This is a genomic window from Streptomyces sp. NPDC012466 (assembly GCF_042955215.1).
Classification (GTDB): domain Bacteria; phylum Actinomycetota; class Actinomycetes; order Streptomycetales; family Streptomycetaceae; genus Streptomyces.
Genome location: NZ_JBIBEQ010000006.1, coordinates 376129 through 393535, shown reverse-complemented (window position 1 = coordinate 393535; position 17407 = coordinate 376129). Strand labels below are relative to the sequence as shown.

Below are 17407 nucleotides of genomic sequence, written 5' to 3'. Positions count from 1 at the left end.
CAGGTCTACGCGCGGAGATGTGCGATCGGGGCCTTATATGTTCATACTGAAACGGTTTGTGTCTGTCCGCTTCTCTTCGTAGGAAACACCAAACACATGTCCTCCTCGGCTCCCGCCAAGGTCCCCGCCCCTGAACAGCCGGGAGCCGGGCCCACGTACGGCGCACTCGACCGCTTCTTCCGGATCTCCGAGCGGGGCAGCACCCTGTCCCGCGAGGTCCGGGGCGGTCTCGCCACCTTCTTCGCGATGGCCTACATCATCGTGCTGAACCCGATCATCCTGGGCAGCGCGAAGGACATGTACGGTCACCAGCTCGACAACGGTCAGCTGGTCACCGCGACGGCCCTCACCGCCGCGCTCACCACCCTCCTCATGGGCGTCATCGGCAACGTCCCGATCGCGCTGGCCGCCGGCCTCGGCGTGAACTCCGTCGTCGCCCTCCAGCTCGCCCCGCGCATGTCCTGGCCGGACGCGATGGGCATGGTGGTCCTCGCCGGGTTCGTGGTCATGCTGCTGGTCGCCACGGGACTGCGCGAGCGCGTCATGAACGCCGTGCCCTACGGGCTGCGCAAGGCCATCTCCATCGGCATCGGCCTGTTCATCATGCTGATCGGGCTCGTCGACGCGGGCTTCGTCTCCCGCATCCCGGACGTCGCCCAGACCACCGTCCCGCTCCAGCTCGGCGGGGACGGTCACCTCAACGGCTGGCCGGTGCTGGTCTTCGTCCTGGGCGTCCTGCTGACCCTCGCGCTCATCGTGCGCAAGGTCTCCGGCGCGATCCTGATCTCGATCGTCGCCATGACGGTCCTCGCGGTCGTCATCAACGCGGTGGCGACGGTGCCGAGCTGGGGTCTGACCACGCCGAAGTGGCCCGGCAACCCGGTCGCCAGCCCCGACTTCGGGCTGATCGGGCAGGTCAGCCTGTTCGGCGGCTTCGGGAAGGTCGGCGTGCTGACCGGGGTGCTCTTCGTCTTCACCGTGCTGCTGTCGTGCTTCTTCGACGCGATGGGCACGATCATGGGCGTCTCCGACGAGGCGAAGCTGACCGACGGCGAGGGGCAGATGCCCGGCATCAACAAGGTGCTGTTCGTCGACGGCCTCGCGGTCGCCGCCGGCGGCGCCAGCTCCTCCTCCGCGACGACCGCTTTCGTCGAGTCCACCGCGGGCGTCGGCGAGGGCGCCCGGACCGGTCTCGCGAACGTCGTCACCGGTGGCCTCTTCGCCGTCGCCCTCTTCCTGACACCGGTCGCCACGATGGTGCCGTCCCAGGCGGCCACGCCGGCGCTGCTCGCGGTCGGCTTCCTGATCATGGCCGGCTCGGTCAGGGAGATCGACTGGGCGGACTACACGATCGCCGTCCCGGCCTTCGTGACGATGCTGATGATGCCGTTCACCTACTCGATCACCAACGGCATCGGCATGGGCTTCATCACCTTCGTGGTGCTGCGGCTGGCGGCCGGGCGGGGCCGAGAGGTGCCGGTGGCGATGTACGTCGTGTCGGCGGTGTTCGCGTTCTACTACCTGATGCCGGCGCTGGGTCTGACCTGATCCTCGTCACCGGGGTCGGGTGAGCCGTAGAACCTCTCCGTCTCCTCGACGGCGGCCTGGAACCGCTGGTCGAAGTCATCGCGAATGAGCGTCCGGACGACATGGTCCTGGACGCTCATTCCCCTTTTCGCGGCCTGGTGCCGGAGCCGTTCGAGCAGGTCGTGGTCTATGCGCAGGCTGAGCACACTGGTCCCCATGACCAAGAGGGTCGCGGCACCGTTCGCCACGGTGGAGCGCGTTCCGCAGCTTTGTCACCCATATGAGTGATGTCACGCTTCAGTGGCGGGCGTCACGGGCGGTCTGTGCGTGACCGCTGGTCTTTAGCGAGAGTAATGAGTTACGCTAAAGAACATGCCGGACCTCAACCATGGCGACGACGTAGCCGCCGTGAACTCCCTCCGCTCCGCCGTGATGCGGCTGTCCCGTCGGCTCAAGCACCAGCGGGTCGACGAGTCGCTCAGCCCCACCGAGATGTCGGTGCTGGGCACCCTGTCCCTGTGCGGCAAGGCCACACCGGGCGAGCTCGCCCGCAAGGAACACGTCCAGCCGCCGTCGATGACCCGCATCGTGGCGCTGCTGGAGGCCAAGGGGCTGGTCCGGCTGGAGCCGCACCCCGAGGACCGCCGTCAGAAGGTCGTCACACGCACCGAGCAGGCCGAGGCCATGCTCGAGGAGAGCCGCGCCAAGCGGAACGCGTTCCTGGCCACGCTGGTGGAGAACCTCGACGAGGACGAGTGGGCGAAACTGCGCGCCGCCGCCCCCGTGCTGGAGAAGCTCGCGCACCTGTAAGCCGTATGCAGCAAGGAGGCGAACCCTTTGAGTTCGGGACCCGGAGCAGCTTCCGCCCCCGCACCTGATCCCCACGATTCCCCGCCCACCTCCGGCACATCCGCCGCCCGGCCCGCCCGCAAGTCCTCGATGTTCTCCTCCCTGAAGGTGCGGAACTACCGCCTTTTCTTCATGGGGCAGGTCGTCTCCAACATCGGCACCTGGATGCAGCGCATCGCCCAGGACTGGCTGGTGCTCAGCCTCACCGGCTCCTCCGCCGCCGTCGGCATAACGACCGCGCTGCAGTTCCTGCCGATGCTGCTCTTCGGCCTCTACGGCGGTGTCCTCGTCGACCGGCTGCGCAAGCGGCCCGCGCTGCTCGTGACGCAGTCGGCGATGGCACTCACCGCGATCGCCCTGGCCGTCCTCACGCTCACCGGGCACGTCCAGGTGTGGCACGTGTACGTCGCCGCGTTCGCGGTCGGTCTCGCGACCGTCGTCGACAACCCGGCCCGGCAGTCCTTCGTCTCCGAGCTGGTCGGCCCGGGGCAGCTGCAGAACGCGGTCAGCCTGAACTCGGCCAATTTCCAGTCGGCCCGCCTGGTCGGCCCCGCCGTCGCGGGTCTGTGCATCACCGGCGTCGGCACCGGCTACGCGTTCCTCTTCAACGGCCTGTCCTTCATCGCGCCGCTCACCGGCCTGCTGCTGATGCGCGCCCGCGAGCTGCACGCCGTGGAGCGCGCCCCCCGGGGCAAGGGACAGCTGCGGGAGGGCGTGCGTTACGTCACCGGCCGTCCGGAGCTGATCTGGCCGATCGTCCTGGTCGGCTTCGTCGGCACGTTCGCCTTCAACTTCCCCGTCTACCTGTCGGCCTTCGCGGACGACGTGTTCCACGCGGGGGCCGGTGCGTACAGCATGTTCAACACGCTGATGGCGGTCGGCTCGGTCGCGGGCGCCCTGCTCGCCGCGCGGCGGGGCACGGCCCGGCTGCGGCTGCTGATCGTGGCGGCCATGGCCTTCGGCGCACTGGAGATCCTGGCGGCGACGACCCCCGAGCTGTGGATGTTCGCGCTGCTCATGGTCCCGCTGGGCCTGTTCGGCATGACGGTCAACGTCACGACGAACACCAGCATCCAGATGTCCACGGACCCGGCCATGCGTGGGCGCGTCATGGCCCTCTACATGATGATCTTCCTCGGTGGCTCTCCGGTCGGCGCCCCGATCGTCGGCTGGATCACCGACACGTACGGCGCCCGGGTCGGCCTCGCGGCGGGCGGCGCGGTGGCGGCGATCGCCGCGGCCGTCATCGGCCTGGTCCTGGCCCGTGTCGGCAATCTGCGCCTCGCGGTCGGCTGGTACGGCGGCCATCCCCGGGTGCGGTTCGTGCCCCGCGAGCAGGATCAGCTGGCCCCGGCGGCGTAGGGCTCGATCAGTCCCGGGGGAATTCGCCGGTCTTGAGGACGAGGCCGACCACGGTGCCCGTCAAGTCGATCTCGTCCCCGAAGTCCAGGCTCAGCTCGCCCCGGTACTCGCCGTCCTTGGGCTTGGTGTGCAGATGCCAGCGGCCGGTGTACGGATCGACGATCAGGTACACCGGCACGCCGGCGGCTGCGTAGGCGTCCTTCTTCGGACCGTAGTCGTTGGCGCCGGTCTTCTCGGAGATCACCTCGGCGACGAACTCGACGTCCTGATAGCGCCACAGGCCCTTGGCGTTCTTGGCCGCGCCCTCCGTCATCACGGTGATGTCGGAGGCGAAGCCGTTGAGGTGGCCCGGGTAGTCGACACGGACGTCGGACTTCACGCGCTTGCGCGGGTACGTGCCGCGCAGCTGCTCGACGATGTCCAGGATGATGTCCCAGTGGGTGTCCCGCTGAGGCGCCATGAAGATGTTCCCCCCGACGATCTCGACCTTGTAACCCTCGGGGACGGGCATCGTCTCCACCCACTCGAACATCATGTCGAGGGTGAGTTCGCCGCGGCTGTCGGCCATCTCGATCCTGTCTGCAAGGACGGTCATCGTGGCGCTCCTCCCCGGCCGTGCCCCGTGGACGGGCTCGGCCGCGCGGTACAACGATACGCACGGTGACCTGGACACGCCCGGGTCAGGAGGCCGCCTGCACCCGCCGGGCCAGCAGCTGCCCGGGCCAGTCGTTCTCGCCGACGGTGAAGGCCTCGGTGCGGGTGAAGCCGTTGGCCTCGTAGTAGCGGACGAGCTTGCCGTCGTCCCCGGCGTAGCAGTCGACGCGGAGCAGGGAGATCCCGGCGCGGCGGGTCTCCTCGGCGGCGTGGGCCAGCAGGGCGCTGCCCACGCCGTGGCCCTTGAAGCGGCGGTCGGAGGCCAGCCAGTGGATGTAGCGCTCGGGTTCGCCGGGCTGGGGGAGGTGGGACAGGTAGGCGCCTGCCGAGTCGGTGAGCGTGAGGGTGCCGGCGGGGACGCCGTCCACATCGGCCATGTACACGCTGCCCTCCGCCATGTACCGGCTGACGGACTCCACGGTCTTGGGGCTCTGGGACAGGGGCCGCGTCCCCCACTGCCCCGTGCGCCCCTGGGAGACCAGCCACTCCACGCAGCTGTCGAGCATGCCGAGTATCGAGGGAATGTCGTCGGGCCCGCCGTCCCGGATGGTGATCCGCATGGCCTCATGGTGCCAGGCTGGACCCATGAGACTCTTCGCGGCCGTGCTGCCCCCCGACGAGGTGTGCCGTGAACTCGCCGCGGTGGTGGACGAGTTGCGCGCCCTGCCCGGCGCCGACGGCATGCGCTGGACCGGCCGTCCCGGCTGGCACTTCACGCTCGCCTTCTACGGTGAGGTCGACGACGGCCTCGTCCCGGAGCTGTCGGAGCGGCTGGAGCGTGCCGCGCGCCGTACCGAGCCGTTCTCGCTGGCCGTGCGGGGCGGGGGACAGTTCGGGCACGGGAAGGCGCTGTGGGCCGGGGCCGAAGGGGACCTGGCGACCCTCCGGCTGCTGGCCGAGCGGGCCGAGGCGGCGGCGCGCAAAGCGGGGGTGCCGATGGGGGAGCACCGGCGGTACAAGGCCCATCTGACCGTGGCGCGGAACCGGGCGGCGGGGGACGTGCGGGCCTTCCTGGACGCCCTCGCGGGATTCACGGGACGGACCTGGACCGTGCGCGAGCTGTGCCTGGTGCGGAGCAGTCTTCCGACGTCCGGGGTCGCGGGGGAGCAGCCCCGGTACGAGGCGGTCGGGCGCTGGCCGCTCGGGGGCGCCGGTTAGGCTCGGTGCCGTGGACCCGAAAACCCGCAACCGGATCATGGCCGGTGTGCTCGTGCTGATGTTTCTCGTCGTCGCCCTGGCTTCCGTGCTCGGCAGGTAGGGCGGCGGGGAACCGCGGACGGCCGTTTCCCGGCCGCGGGCCGGTGGGGGGCTGGTCGCGCCCACGCGGCGGAGCCGCACGCCGGACCAGCCCCGCGCCCTCACGGGGCGTTCACCAGGCGAAGGCCTCCGGGCTCGGGCCCGGGCCCGGGAAGATCTCGTCCAGGCCGGTCAGGAGCTCCTCGGACAGTTCCAGCTCGGACGCGCGGACCGCTGAGGCGAGCTGCTCGGCGGTGCGCGGACCGACGATCGGGCCGGTGACGCCGGGGCGGGTGAGCAGCCAGGCCAGGGCGGCCTCGCCGGGCTCGATGCCGTGCTTGTCGAGGAGGTCCTCGTAGGACTGGATCTGCGCGCGGGTGGCGGCGTCGGCGAGCGCGTCGGCCGCGCGGCCGGAGGCACGGCGGCCGCCCTCGACCTCCTTCTTGATCACGCCGCCCAGCAGCCCGCCGTGCAGCGGCGACCACGGGATGACGCCGAGGCCGTACTCCTGCGCCGCCGGGATGACCTCCATCTCGGCGCGCCGCTCGGCGAGGTTGTACAGGCACTGCTCGCTGACCAGGCCGATGGTCCCGCCGCGCCGGGCGGCGATCTCGTTGGCCTGGGCGATCTTGTAGCCGGGGAAGTTCGACGACCCGACGTAGAGGATCTTGCCCTGCTGGATCAGGACGTCGATCGCCTGCCAGATCTCGTCGAAGGGGGTGTCCCGGTCGATGTGGTGGAACTGGTAGACGTCGATGTAGTCCGTCTGGAGCCGCTTGAGGCTGGCGTCCACGGCCCGCCGGATGTTGACCGCGGACAGCTTGTCGTGGTTGGGCCAGGCCGGGCCGTCGGCGCCCATGTTGCCGTACACCTTCGTGGCGAGGACGACCTTGTCGCGCCGTCCCTCGCCCTTCGCGAACCAGTTGCCGATGATGCTTTCGGTGCGGCCCTTGTTCTCGCCCCAGCCGTACACATTGGCGGTGTCGAAGAAGTTGATGCCCGCGTCCAGCGCGGCGTCCATGATGGCGTGGCTGTCGGCCTCGTCGGTCTGCGGGCCGAAGTTCATGGTGCCGAGGACGAGTCGGCTGACCTTGAGTCCCGTGCGTCCGAGCTGCGTGTACTTCATGGTGCCCAAGCCAACGTCTTGAAGTGCGCTCCAAGCAAGCACGTACCCGAAGGAGCGTGCTTTGTCCGGGCTCGCCCCCGGCCCGGTGGGGGGCCGCCCGCCGGCCCGGATCGGGTGACAGCCTCAGCGCGTCGCGCCGCGCACGTCTCCAGCGTTTCCGGTCATGAGGACTTCCACGTCATCCCCCTCGCGCCGCAGCGTGCTCGCCCTCGGCACGGCCGCTGCGGCGACGCCGTTACCGGGCACGCATCCGGCTTCCGCAGCTGCTTCCGCCGCGGGCGAGGCCGGCGCCGGCGGCCCGGGCCCGGCGCCGGATCGGGCCCGACCGGGCGGCCCGGGCGCCGCCCGGGCCGACACCGCCCCCGGGGAGCTGGACGAGCTGGGCATCGCCGAGCTGCGCCGCCGGATGTCCGACGGGCGGCTCGACGCCCCTTTTGAGGGGCGGTGGGGTCGGTCGCGGGGGAGCTCGCCGGTCCTGGGGGTGAGGCCGATGTCCGTGCCGGTGGCCAGGACACGGGGGCCGTCTCTAGGGCTCGTAAGGACCGGCCAGGGCCCAGCCCTGGTGCATCGCCCCGGCGAAGGCCGCCGCGATCTTGTGTTCGCCGCTCGCGTTGGGGTGGGTGCCGTCATAGGTGTCGGTGTCCACGTCGTACGACGGCGGGGGTGAGGCGAGCAGGACGGGGGAGCCGGGCTCGTCGAGGTCCGCGGCCGTCTTGGCGAGGAGTTCGTTGAAGCGGGCGACCTCGGTGGCGAAGGCCGAGTCCGACCGAGCGCGCACGTTGGGGGTGACCGGCAGCCACACCATGCCCACCCGCCGGTTCGCCGCTCGCGCCTCGGTCACGAAGGCCCGGACGTTCTCGGCCGTCTGCTCGGCGTTCGTGTAGAAGCCCAGGTCGATCAGGCCGAGCGAGACCAGGAGCACGTCCGCGCGGCACGAGCGCACCGCGTCGCCGATCAGCGGCGCCATGTGCTGCCAGCCCTCGCCCCAGCCGGCCAGGTGGGCCCGCGGGAAGTCCGGATCGGCGTAGGCGCACGACACCGGGGCCTCGGCTGCCTTGTCGTAGAGCGTCTCGCGCGGGCCGACGAGGGTGAAGGGGCCGTCGTAGGAACGGCACAGGTGCTGCCACAGCCGGTAGCGCCATGTGTGTTCGCCCGTGCTTCCGATCGTCATGGAGTCACCGACGGGCATGAACCTGAGCATCCGCTCATCATGGACGATCAGGTCGCCCGGCGGGGTGTGAGTCGGGCCACGCCCCCCTGAACGGTCGGGCGGGATGGCAGGCTTGGGGCATGCGCAGACCGTTCGCCCTTCTCGCCGCGGCCCTTCTCACGGGCGCCCTCGCCGTGCCCGCCTCCGCCGCCGACGGCGACGAGAAGTTCACGATCAAGGACCCGCGCATCACCGAGTCCAGCGGCCTGGCGGCCTCGCGGCAGCACCCCGGCATCTACTGGACCCACAACGACAGCGACGACGGGGCCTACCTCTACGCCGTCGACAGCTCGACCGGTGAGACGGTCGCCACGATCACCCTGTCCGGCGTGGGCAGCCCGCGCGACGTCGAGGCCGTCTCCATCGGGCCGGACGACCAGATCTACGTCGGCGACATAGGCGACAACCTCGGCGGCACCTGGCCGTACGTCTGGATCTACCGGCTGCCCGAGCCGAAGAACCTGCGCGACCAGACGATCAAGGCCACGCAGTACGTCGTGAAGTACTCCGACGGCGCGCGGGACGCCGAGTCCCTCGTCGTGCACCCGAAGACCGGCCGCGTCTACATCGTCGACAAGAACGAGAAGGGCGGCCACCTGTACGAGGGCCCGGCCCGGCTCTCGCCCTCCGGGTCGAACACCTTCCGCCCCGTCGCGGCCGTCCCCGACCTGGAGGCCACCGACGCCACGCTCTCCCCGGACGGCGAACACCTGGTCGTCCGCAGCTACTTCGGCGCGATCGCCTACGACTGGAACGGCGGGAAGATCAAGCGGAAGGAACGCCTCGGAGTGCCGTTCCTCGGGCAGGGCGAGTCCGTCACCTACACCGCCGACGGCAAGAAGCTCATGTACGGCGCCGAGGGGGCGGACAGCCCCGTGGAGCCACAGGACGCCCCCGGGAGCGGCGGCTCCGACTCGTCGTCCGGGAGCGGCGGTTCGGCCGCGTCCGAGGACGGGGGAGACGGGCTGAGCGGCAATCTGAAGACCGGGGCGATCGCCGCGGGCGTCGTTCTGGTGGCGGTGCTGGGTCTGCGGGGGATGAGGCGGCGGCGCTAGCGGGTGCCCGCGAACTCCCGGCTGCCCCGCGGCGGACGAGGCGACGGCTCGGACACTCCGAGGCTGTGCCCGCCGACGACGTTACGGCGCGGAACCTCTAGGCCCTGCGCGCCGCCACCAGTACCTCCAGCCCGTCCAGGATCCGCTGCAGTCCGAACTCGAAGTGGTCGAACTCCGTGCCGAAGGCGTCCTCGGACAGGGAGGCCACGACCGGGTAGCGGCCCGAGGCCAGGACCTTCTCCAGGACCGGGACCTGGGCCTGCCAGAACTCGGCGTCCGTCAGACCCGTCCGGCGCTCCGCCTCGAGCTGGTGGACCTGGGTGCGCGCGGCGCCGACGACGTATCCGTCGATCATGACGATCGCGGAGACCAGCTCGGGGTCGCTCAGGCCCATCGGCTCGCGGATCCGGGTGAGCACCTTCTCCATGCCGTCGAGGGCGCTCGGGCCGAGGATCGGCCGGGACTGGTTGACCTGGAGCAGCCAGGGGTGGCGGCGGTAGAGGGCGAGAGTGGCACGGGCCAACGCCGCCAGGGCCGCCCGCCAGCCGCCGTCGCCGAGGTCGGCCGGGTTCTCGGTGGGGCGCTGCACCCGGTCCAGCATGAGGTCGAGCAGCTCGCCCTTGCCGGGGACGTACCGGTAGAGCGACATGGTGCCGGTGCCGAGTTCGGCGGCCACGCGGCGCATGGAGAGCCCTTCCAGGCCCTCGGCGTCCGCCACCTGGATCGCCGCTTCCACGATCCGGTCCAGCGTCAGGGTGGGCTTGGGGCCGCGGCTGGGGCGGCGTCCGGTGTCCCACAGCAGTTCGAGGGTGCGCGCGATGTCGCCGCTGCCGCTGGTCTCCGTACCGCCCGTGCCGCTCGTCATGGAGCCAAGCTTAGGTCCCCGTCCGAAAACTGAGTACGGCGTACGCGTAATCGGGTACGCTGTACTCAGTTAGATGCCGGCAGGGCGAGAGCACACGGGAGGGCGGCATGGACGGATACGCGGTGTGGGCCGAGGCGCTGGAGAAGAGGTACGGCGAGAAACGTGCCCTGGACGGGTTCGACCTGGCGGTGCGCGAGGGCACGGTGCACGGCCTTCTCGGGCCGAACGGGGCGGGCAAGACCACCGCCGTCCGCATCCTGTCCACACTGATCCGCCTGGACGGGGGCAGCGCGACGGTCGCCGGGCTCGACGTGGCCCGGCAGGCGCGCGAGGTGCGGGCCAGGATCGGGCTCACCGGCCAGTACGCGGCGGTCGACGAGGTGCTCACCGGCCGGCAGAACCTGGAGATGTTCGGCCGCCTGTTCCACCTGGGCGGCAAGCGGGCCCGGCTCCGGGCCACCGAACTGCTGGAGCAGTTCGACCTGACCGACGCCGCCGACCGGGGAGTGGGCAAGTACAGCGGCGGCATGCGGCGCCGCCTCGACCTCGCGGCGTCGATGATCCTCGCCCCGGCCGTCCTCTTCCTCGACGAGCCGACGACCGGGCTCGACCCCCGCAGCCGCGGCGAAGTGTGGGACTCCGTAAGGGAGTTGGTGGCGGGCGGCACGACCGTGCTGCTGACCACGCAGTACCTGGAGGAGGCCGACAAGCTGGCCTCGCACATCACCGTCATCGACCAGGGGCGGGCCATCGCCGACGACACCCCGGACGGGCTGAAGAACCTGGTCGGCGGCGACCGTATCGAGGTCGTGGTCGCCGAGCGGTCCGAGATCCCGCGGGTGGTGAAGGTGGTCGCCCGCGTCACGGACGGGGAACCCGAGGCGGACGAGGCGGAGTTGCGGGTGCACGCCCCGGTCACGGACCGGGTCACGGCCCTCACCGAGGTGGCGCGGACCCTCCAGGACGAGGGCGTCCGCGTCGAGGACATCGGACTGCGCAGGCCGAGCCTGGACGACGTGTTCCTGCGCCTGACCGGACACCGGACCGAGAAGGAGGCCGCCGCGTGAGTGCCCTCGACCTGAGTACGCCGGGTACCCGGAGCGGGACGTACTGGCTGCTCGCCGACTGCTGGAACATCGTCCGCCGCGGCCTGACCCACTACCGGCGCCAGCCCGTCAACATCGCCTGGCAGCTCGGCTTCCCGATCCTGTCCGTGCTGCTCTACGGCTATGTGTTCGGCAGTGCGATGAAGGTGCCGGGCGGCGGTGACTACAAGGACTTCCTGATGCCGGGCATGTTCGCGATGACCATGGCGTTCGGCTTCATCAACACGGCGACCGTCGTGGTCTACGACTCCACCAAGGGCGTCATCGACCGCTTCCGCTCGATGCCGATGGCCTCCTCGGCCGTGGTGGCCGGGCGCGGGGTCACCGACATCATCGTCGCCTGCGCCGAGTTGGCGATCATGATGCTCACCGCGCTCGCCATGGGCTGGCGGCCGGACGGCGGCCTGGGCTTCCTCGGCGCGTTCGGGTTGCTGCTGTGGCTGCGCTTCTCGCTGATCTGGATCGGGGTGTGGCTCGGCCTGATCGTGCCCAACCCGGAGGCGGCGGGCGGACTCTTCGCGGTCGCCTTCCCCTTCACGATGATCTCCAGCATCTTCGTCGCGCCGCAGCTCATGCCCGACTGGCTGGGCTGGATGGCGGCCTGGAACCCGATCTCCTCCACGGCGGCGGCGACGCGAGAACTGTTCGGGACGCCGGCCGGGGGCGGCGACTCCTGGGTGGAGCAGCACGCGCTGCTGATGGCCGGGGTGTGGCCGGTGATCGTCACGGTGATCTTCCTGCCGCTGGCGGTACGGCGGTTCAAGAAGCTGAGCCGATAGCGGTCACGGTGACGCCCACACCTCCCGGAGTCTTGACGTGTGCATGTTGCGTCAGTTCTCTGGGAGGTGCGCGGCATGATGGGAGCGCTCCCATTCTGTTCCGGGTGCCGTGCTTCCCCCTCCCCAAGAGGAACCCGAGAGGAAGCAGCCCATGTTCCGCACTCTGCGCAGAGCGCTGTGTGTCGCCGCCGCGCTCCTGTTACCGCTGGCGGGTGTGCAGTCGGCACGGGCCGACGTCTCCGCCGAGGCCGCCGGTGCCGGGTACTGGCACACCAGCGGCCGGCAGATCCTGGACGCGGCCGGGCAGCCCGTCCGGATCGCCGGCATCAACTGGTTCGGCTTCGAGACCGACATCCACGTCGTCCACGGCCTGTGGGCCCGCGACTACAAGAGCATGATCGACCAGATGAAGTCGCTGGGCTACAACACCATCCGCATGCCCTACAGCGACGACATCCTCAAGCCCGGCACCATGCCGGACAGCATCAACACCGACGGCAAGAACGCGGATCTGCGCGGCCTGACGTCCCTTCAGGTCCTGGACAAAATCGTGGCCTACGCCGGTCAGTCCGGCCTCAAGATCGTCCTGGACCGGCACCGCCCGGACGCGGCGGGCCAGTCGGCCCTCTGGTACACCTCGGCGGTCCCCGAGTCCACCTGGATCGCCAACCTCAAGGCACTGGCCGCCCGTTACAAGGGCGACTCCACCGTGGTCGGCATCGACCTGCACAACGAGCCCCACGACCCGGCCTGCTGGGGCTGCGGAGACACCTCCCGCGACTGGCGCCTGGCCGCCCAGCGCGCGGGCAACGCGGTGCTGTCGGTCAACCCCGAGCTGCTGATCATGGTCGAGGGCGTGCAGTCGTACAACGGCACGAACGGCTGGTGGGGCGGCAACCTCATGGGCGTGGCCCAGCACCCGGTCCAGCTGGACGTCCCCAACCGCCTGGTGTACTCGGCGCACGACTACGCGACGTCGGTGGCGCAGCAGTCCTGGTTCTCCGACCCGTCCTTCCCGGCCAACATGCCCGGGATCTGGGACAAGTACTGGGGCTACATCTTCAAGCAGAACATCGCCCCGGTGTGGCTCGGCGAATTCGGCACGACGCTCCAGCCGGCGGTGGACCAGAAGTGGCTGTCCGAGCTGGTGAAGTACCTGCGCTCGACGTCGGCGTCCGGTGCCGACAGCTTCCACTGGACGTTCTGGTCCTGGAACCCCAACTCCGGTGACACGGGCGGCATCCTGAAGGACGACTGGCAGACGGTCGACACGGCGAAGGACGCGTACCTGGCGCCCATCAAGGCCCCGGGCTTCGACCCCGGCACCCCCGGCCCCGGTCCGGGCGGCCCCGGGGGCTCCACGCCCGCCTGCACCGCCGCCTACACCGTCGGCAGCGACTGGGGCGGCGGCTTCAACGCCGAGGTGAAGGTGACCAACACGGGCACGCTTCCGCTCAAGTCCTGGAAGGTGACGTGGACGTGGAGCGGGTTGCAGAAAATCACGAACATGTGGAACGCGACCCACACCCAGACCGGCGCGACGGTCACTGCGGTGAACGCCGCGCACAACGGCGGCGTGGCACCGGGCGGTTCGGCGAGCTTCGGCTTCGGCGGGGCGCCCGGGGGTGGGGCTGTGCCGGGCGTGACGTGCACGGCGACGTGAGCACGGGGTGAGCGGGGGCGCCCGATGCCCCTCGGGCGCCCCCTGGCCCGCCTGACTGCTCTGCCCCTCGGCCGGCCCGCCTGGCCTCCCCCTCCGGCCTGCCGGCCTGTCCGGAATTGTCGGAACGCCCCCTCTGTGAGGGGTTTCTGAGAGCGGGCTGTGACTCGATTTGGTCAAGTCTCGGTCGAATCCGCACATGAGCGGTGCGCTCATCCGAAACGATGCGGCACGGCCCGTGTCACTCGCGGGCCTGACCCCCCTCACTGTTGCGAGAGAACTCCATGAGAAGAAGCGCAGCCGTATTGTGCGGCGCGACCGTCGTACTGGCCGGGACACTCACCGCCGTCCCCGCCAACGCCAACGCGTCGCAGTCCGCGAACACCGCCCGGACCGCCGCCGCGAAGATCACCTGGAAGAAGTGCGGGACGGACGACACCCCGACGCTCCAGTGCGCGTCGGTGAAGGTGCCGCTCGACTACGCGAAGCCGCGAGGGAAACAGATCACCCTCGCTCTCTCCCGCGTGCCGCACACCGCGCCGAAGTCGCAGGGCCCGCTGCTCGTCAACCCCGGCGGTCCCGGCGGCAGCGGCCTGTCGCTGGCCGAATTCGTCGCGTCCTCCCTGCCCAAGGCGGTCGCCGCCCAGTACGACGTCATCGGCTTCGACCCGCGCGGAGTCGGCCGGAGCCAGCCCGCCCTGGACTGCAAGCCGGGCCACTTCGACCCGGTGCGCCCCGACTCCGTGCCCAGCACGCCGGCGCTGGAGCAGGCCAACCTCGCCCGCGCCAAGTCCTTCGCGCAGGCCTGCGGCCGGAAGTACAAGGACGTCCTGCCCTACATCGACACGGTCAGTGCCGTGAAGGACATGGACTCGATCCGCAAGGCCCTCGGCGCACCGAAGATCAACTACTTCGGCTACTCGTACGGCACCTACCTCGGCGCGGTCTACGCCAAGCTGTTCCCCGAGCGGGTACGGCGCCTGGTGCTGGACTCGATCGTCGACCCGACGGGCGTCTGGTACGACGACAACATCCAGCAGGACTACGCCTTCGACAAGCGCCACAAGGCGCTCATGGCGTGGATGGCCAAGTACGACTCCACCTACCACCTCGGCACCGACCCGAAGAAGATCGAGGCCAAGTGGTACGCCATGCGGGCGGCCCTGGCCAAGAAGCCGGCCGGCGGCAAGGTGGGCGCCTCCGAGCTGGAGGACATCTTCATACCCGGCGGCTACAACAACGCCTACTGGCCCACGCTCGCCCAGACGTTCGCGGCCTTTGTCAACGACCACGACACCGCCGCGCTGGTCAAGGCCTACGACGACATCGCGGCGATCGACGCCTCCGGCGACAACGGCTACAGCGTCTACACCTCGGTGCAGTGCCGTGACGCGTCCTGGCCGCGCGACTGGAAGCAGTGGCGCAAGGACAACTGGGCGGTGTACGAGAAGGCTCCGTTCATGGCCTGGAACAACGCCTGGTACAACGCGCCGTGCGCGTTCTGGCCGACGAAGTCGCTGAAGCCGGTGAACGTCGCCAACAGCAAGCTCCCGCCGGTCCTGCTGTTCCAGGCGACGGACGACGCGGCCACGCCCTACCAGGGCGGCGTCACCATGCACCGGCTGCTGAAGAAGTCCAGCCTGGTCGTGGAGCAGGGCGGCGGCAACCACGGCATCACGCTGGGCGGCAACGCCTGCCTCGACAAGTACCTCGCGACGTACCTCACCGACGGCAAGGTCCCGCACGGCAGCGGTATGGCCGACGCGGTGTGCAAGAAGACCCCCGACCCGAAGCCGCAGTCGGCGGCGCAGAAGTCGCCGAGCACGCCGCAGCCCGCCGTCGCGGCGGTCGGTGACAGCCTGCGGGGGATCCTGGGGTTCGGTCGGTGAGTTCGCCTGGCTGAGCATCGGCTGACGTGATGTGAGGGGCGCCCGGGGCCTCCCGGGCGCCCTCTTGCGTGGGCGTGGGCGTGCAGTTGCCCACTTGATACGCTGCAACGTCCCTACGCCGCACGCCACTTGGAGTGACCGGCGCCACTCGGGGGCATCACGACCCGCGCTGGGGGCGACTTGCTGAACGACATGGTGGCCGTCCCGGCGGGGTCCGTCACGCTGTCCGACCGGCGGACGCGGCGCAGTTGGGCGGTGGAGGTCGGGTCGTTCCGGATGTCGGCGTTCCCGGTCACGCAGGAGTGGTACGCCCGGGTCACCGGTGAGTGCCCGAGCACGGCCCGAGGCGGCCGGCTGCCCGTCGAGGGCGTGTCGTGGTGGGACGCGGTCCGCTTCTGCAACGCCCTGTCCCGCACGGAGGGACTGGCACCCGCGTACCACCTGCGGCCCGACGCGGGGACGGCCGACTGGGACACCACCGCCGACGGCTACCGGCTGCCGACCGAGGCCGAGTGGGAACACGCCTGCCGCGCCGGCAGCGCCGGCCCCCGCTACGGCCCGCTCGACGAGATCGCCTGGTACCGCGGCAACTCGGACGGCGCCCTCCACCCCGTGGGCGGCAAGGAGCCCAACGCCTGGGGTCTGCACGACATGCTGGGCAACGTCTGGGACTGGTGCTGGGACCTCTACGACCCCGAGGTCTACGGCACGTACCGGGTGCTGCGGGGCGGCGGCTGGTCCGACGAGCACTGGAGCTGCCGTGCCTCGGTGCGCCGCCGGAGCCATCCGACGTTCCGGATCGACGACGTGGGGTTCCGTGTCGCGCGACCGGCATGAGCACGTGTGAGCGCGGGAGAGGGCGCCCCGCTCGCGCGGGGCGCCCTCCACACTCACGTACCCGCGAGGGTCAGAGCTTCTCGATCACGTAGTCGACGCACTTCGTGAGCGCCTCGACGTCCGCCGGGTCGATCGCCGGGAACATCGCGATGCGCAGCTGGTTGCGGCCGAGCTTGCGGTAGGGCTCGGTGTCGACGATGCCGTTGGCGCGCAGCACCTTGGCGACGGCCGCCGCGTCGACCTCGTCCGTGAAGTCGATGGTGCCGATGACCTGCGAGCGCTTGGCCGGGTCGGTGACGAACGGGTTGGCGTACTTGATGTCCTCCGCCCAGCCGTAGAGCGTGCGGGCGGAGGTGGCGGTGCGCCGGACCGACCAGTCCAGGCCGCCCTGGCCGTTGATCCACTCCAGCTGCTGGTTCAGCAGGAAGAGGGTGGCCAGCGCCGGGGTGTTGTACGTCTGGTTCTTGCGGGAGTTGTCGATCGCCGTCGGCAGCGAGAAGAACTCCGGGATGTGGCGGCCGGAGGCGTGGACGCGCTCGGCGCGCTCGATCGCGGCAGGGGAGAAGACGCCGATCCACAGGCCGCCGTCGGAGGCGAAGGACTTCTGCGGGGCGAAGTAGTAGACGTCCGTCTCGGAGACGTCGACCGGCAGGCCGCCCGCGCCGGAGGTGGCGTCCACCAGGACCAGCGCGCCCTCGTCGGCACCGGCCACGCGCTTGATCGGCATGGCGACACCGGTCGAGGTCTCGTTGTGGGTGAACGCGTAGACGTCCACGCCCGCCGCGGCGACCGCCTCGGGGTGGGTGCCCGGGTCGGCGGAGATGACGTCCGGCTCGGCCAGCCAGGGCGCGAGCTTCGCGGCCTTGGCGAACTTGGAGGAGAACTCGCCGAAGGTGAGGTGCTGCGACCTGTTCTCGATCAGGCCGTGCGTCGCGATGTCCCAGAACGCGGTCGAGCCGCCGTTGCCGAGGACCACCTCGTAGCCGTCGGGGAGCTGGAACAGCTCGCTGATGCCCTCGCGCACCTGGCCGACCAGGTTCTTGACGGGGGCCTGACGGTGGGAGGTGCCGAGCAGGGACGTGCCGGTGGCGGCCAGGGCGTCCAGCGCCTCCACCCGCACCTTGGAGGGGCCCGCGCCGAATCGACCGTCGGCGGGCTTGATGTCAGCAGGAATCTGGATCTCAGCCACGAAGGGGAGCGTAGCCGTTTCCAGAAACGTGGGCGAAACGTCGTCCGTCGGGTGAGACGGGGT

General features: G+C 70.4%; 17 protein-coding genes. 10 read left to right on the top strand and 7 right to left on the bottom strand.

Going from position 1 to position 17407, the window contains the following annotated elements; genetic code table 11:
* The first annotated feature begins 96 nt into the window (after window positions 1-96).
* A complete protein-coding gene (locus tag ACFY9E_RS23845; protein ID WP_390987343.1) occupies window positions 97-1548 on the top strand; it encodes a solute carrier family 23 protein in 1452 nt (483 codons plus the stop codon).
* Here ACFY9E_RS23845 and ACFY9E_RS23840 read toward each other — a convergent pair.
* The gene (locus ACFY9E_RS23840; RefSeq protein WP_390987341.1) at window positions 1518-1745 is read right to left on the bottom strand and encodes a ribbon-helix-helix protein, CopG family; all 228 of its coding nucleotides are present in this window, start codon (window positions 1743-1745) and stop codon (window positions 1518-1520) included. The genes ACFY9E_RS23845 and ACFY9E_RS23840 overlap by 31 nt on opposite strands.
* A 154-nt stretch (window positions 1746-1899) precedes the next feature.
* Here ACFY9E_RS23840 and ACFY9E_RS23835 point away from each other — a divergent pair, with 154 nt between their 5' ends.
* Together ACFY9E_RS23835 and ACFY9E_RS23830 are read left to right on the top strand one after the other, a co-directional pair.
* Window positions 1900-2337, top strand: coding sequence for a MarR family transcriptional regulator (locus ACFY9E_RS23835; protein WP_390987339.1), 438 nt, complete (start codon window positions 1900-1902; stop codon window positions 2335-2337).
* Between the two features lie 27 nt (window positions 2338-2364).
* Window positions 2365-3738, top strand: coding sequence for an MFS transporter (locus ACFY9E_RS23830; RefSeq protein ID WP_390987337.1), 1374 nt, complete (start codon window positions 2365-2367; stop codon window positions 3736-3738).
* A 7-nt stretch (window positions 3739-3745) separates the two neighbouring features.
* Here the strand turns inward: ACFY9E_RS23830 and ACFY9E_RS23825 are convergent, their stop codons facing one another.
* Together ACFY9E_RS23825 and ACFY9E_RS23820 are read right to left on the bottom strand one after the other, a co-directional pair.
* Window positions 3746-4333 (bottom strand): Uma2 family endonuclease, encoded by a 588-nt coding sequence (locus ACFY9E_RS23825; protein WP_390987335.1) that lies wholly within the window; start codon window positions 4331-4333, stop codon window positions 3746-3748.
* Between the two features lie 85 nt (window positions 4334-4418).
* Window positions 4419-4952: a GNAT family N-acetyltransferase gene (locus tag ACFY9E_RS23820; RefSeq protein WP_390987334.1), complete on the bottom strand. Its 534-nt coding sequence runs from the start codon at window positions 4950-4952 to the stop codon at window positions 4419-4421.
* A gap of 25 nt (window positions 4953-4977) precedes the next feature.
* On the opposite strand from ACFY9E_RS23820, the gene thpR reads away from it, so the two are divergent.
* Window positions 4978-5550, top strand: coding sequence for an RNA 2',3'-cyclic phosphodiesterase (gene thpR, locus ACFY9E_RS23815; RefSeq protein ID WP_390987332.1), 573 nt, complete (start codon window positions 4978-4980; stop codon window positions 5548-5550).
* A gap of 211 nt (window positions 5551-5761) precedes the next feature.
* Here thpR and ACFY9E_RS23810 read toward each other — a convergent pair whose 3' ends face one another.
* Both ACFY9E_RS23810 and ACFY9E_RS23805 read right to left on the bottom strand, forming a co-directional pair.
* Window positions 5762-6754 (bottom strand): aldo/keto reductase, encoded by a 993-nt coding sequence (locus tag ACFY9E_RS23810; protein WP_390987331.1) that lies wholly within the window; start codon window positions 6752-6754, stop codon window positions 5762-5764.
* 526 nt (window positions 6755-7280) lie between these two features.
* Window positions 7281-7955, bottom strand: a complete 675-nt coding sequence (locus ACFY9E_RS23805) for a GDSL-type esterase/lipase family protein (protein ID WP_390987329.1) — start codon at window positions 7953-7955, stop codon at window positions 7281-7283.
* A gap of 89 nt (window positions 7956-8044) precedes the next feature.
* Between ACFY9E_RS23805 and ACFY9E_RS23800 the strand changes: the two genes are divergently transcribed.
* On the top strand, window positions 8045-9019 hold the full coding sequence (locus tag ACFY9E_RS23800; RefSeq protein ID WP_390987327.1) for a WD40 repeat domain-containing protein: 975 nt from the start codon (window positions 8045-8047) through the stop codon (window positions 9017-9019).
* A 97-nt stretch (window positions 9020-9116) separates the two neighbouring features.
* On the opposite strand, the gene ACFY9E_RS23795 is transcribed toward ACFY9E_RS23800, so the two are convergent.
* Window positions 9117-9884: a TetR/AcrR family transcriptional regulator C-terminal domain-containing protein gene (locus tag ACFY9E_RS23795; protein WP_390987325.1), complete on the bottom strand. Its 768-nt coding sequence runs from the start codon at window positions 9882-9884 to the stop codon at window positions 9117-9119.
* A gap of 107 nt (window positions 9885-9991) precedes the next feature.
* Here ACFY9E_RS23795 and ACFY9E_RS23790 point away from each other — a divergent pair, with 107 nt between their 5' ends.
* The 5 genes from ACFY9E_RS23790 to ACFY9E_RS23770 all read left to right on the top strand — a co-directional run bounded on the left by ACFY9E_RS23790 (window position 9992) and on the right by ACFY9E_RS23770 (window position 16155).
* Complete coding sequence (locus tag ACFY9E_RS23790) at window positions 9992-10951, top strand: ATP-binding cassette domain-containing protein (protein ID WP_390987323.1); 960 nt, start codon at window positions 9992-9994, stop codon at window positions 10949-10951.
* Window positions 10948-11769 (top strand): ABC transporter permease, encoded by an 822-nt coding sequence (locus tag ACFY9E_RS23785; RefSeq protein ID WP_390987321.1) that lies wholly within the window; start codon window positions 10948-10950, stop codon window positions 11767-11769. The genes ACFY9E_RS23790 and ACFY9E_RS23785 overlap by 4 nt, the downstream gene beginning before the upstream one ends.
* Window positions 11770-11920: 151 nt before the next feature.
* Complete coding sequence (locus ACFY9E_RS23780) at window positions 11921-13432, top strand: cellulase family glycosylhydrolase (RefSeq protein ID WP_390987320.1); 1512 nt, start codon at window positions 11921-11923, stop codon at window positions 13430-13432.
* Window positions 13433-13713: 281 nt separating this feature from the next.
* The gene (locus tag ACFY9E_RS23775; RefSeq protein WP_390987318.1) at window positions 13714-15318 is read left to right on the top strand and encodes an alpha/beta fold hydrolase; all 1605 of its coding nucleotides are present in this window, start codon (window positions 13714-13716) and stop codon (window positions 15316-15318) included.
* A 192-nt stretch (window positions 15319-15510) separates the two neighbouring features.
* The gene (locus ACFY9E_RS23770) at window positions 15511-16155 is read left to right on the top strand and encodes an SUMF1/EgtB/PvdO family nonheme iron enzyme (RefSeq protein ID WP_390987622.1); all 645 of its coding nucleotides are present in this window, start codon (window positions 15511-15513) and stop codon (window positions 16153-16155) included.
* 70 nt (window positions 16156-16225) lie between these two features.
* Here ACFY9E_RS23770 and serC read toward each other — a convergent pair whose 3' ends face one another.
* Window positions 16226-17344 carry a phosphoserine transaminase gene (gene serC, locus ACFY9E_RS23765; RefSeq protein WP_390987316.1) on the bottom strand — a complete coding sequence of 373 codons (1119 nt, stop codon included), beginning with the start codon at window positions 17342-17344 and terminating at the stop codon, window positions 16226-16228.
* Window positions 17345-17407: the final 63 nt, after the last annotated feature.